Consider the following 795-nt stretch of genomic DNA (forward strand, 5'->3'; position numbering starts at 1 on the left):
AGTGCTGCCGCTGTCGTCGGTCACCACCAGCGAGGCGGTGGCTGGCGGCACGCCGGCGTCAACGGTGAGATCGAAGGGCGCCGTCGGCGCGCTGACGTTGCCCGCCGCGTCGGTGACGGTGACGGTCAGGCTGTGCAGGCCGTCGCTCAGTGCGGCAGGCGTAAAGCTCCAGCTGCCGCTGGCATCTGCCGTCACGGTGCCGAGCAGCGTGTCGCCGTCATAGACGCTGACGATGCCGTTGGCCTCCGCCGTGCCGCTCAGGGTCGGCGTGCTGTCGTCGGTGGTGTCGCCAGAGGCGAGATCGCCCTGCGAGGCGCCCACGTCGTCGATGACCACCAGGCCGGTGGCTGCCTCTGGCGCAGTGGCGTCCACGGTGAAGGAGAGCGGCGCCGAAGCGGGGCCGGTGTTGCCCGCCGCATCGGTCACCGTCGTCGTCAGGCTGTGGCCGCCCTCGGCGAGCGTCGGCGAGGTAAAGCTCCAGCGCCCGTCTCCGCCGACGGTCGCCGTGCCCAGTACGGTGTCGCCGTCAGAAATGGTCACCGTGCTGCCCGGTTCGGCGCTGCCGCTCAGCACCGGCGTAGTGTCGCTCGTCGCGTCGCCTGCGGCGACCGGCACGGCGACGCCGCTGCTGTCGCTGCTGAGCGCCAGATCGGCTGCGGCGACCGGCGCCTGCGTGTCCAGGGTAAAGTTCGCCGGCGCAGTCGGCGCGCTGGCGTTGCCCGCCGCATCGGTCACCACCGCCGTCAGGCTGTGGCTGCCGTCGGCGAGAACCGGCGAGGTGAAGCTCCAGCTGCC

Annotated in this window: 1 protein-coding gene; it reads right to left on the bottom strand. The window is 72.2% G+C overall.

Annotated features, from left to right (window positions below):
* Positions 1–795: Ig-like domain-containing protein (locus HA46_RS21015; RefSeq protein ID WP_143807704.1), on the bottom strand; the 795-nt coding region annotated here is incomplete at both ends.

The organism is Pantoea septica (assembly GCF_002095575.1).
GTDB classification, from domain to species: Bacteria; Pseudomonadota; Gammaproteobacteria; order Enterobacterales; family Enterobacteriaceae; genus Pantoea; species Pantoea septica.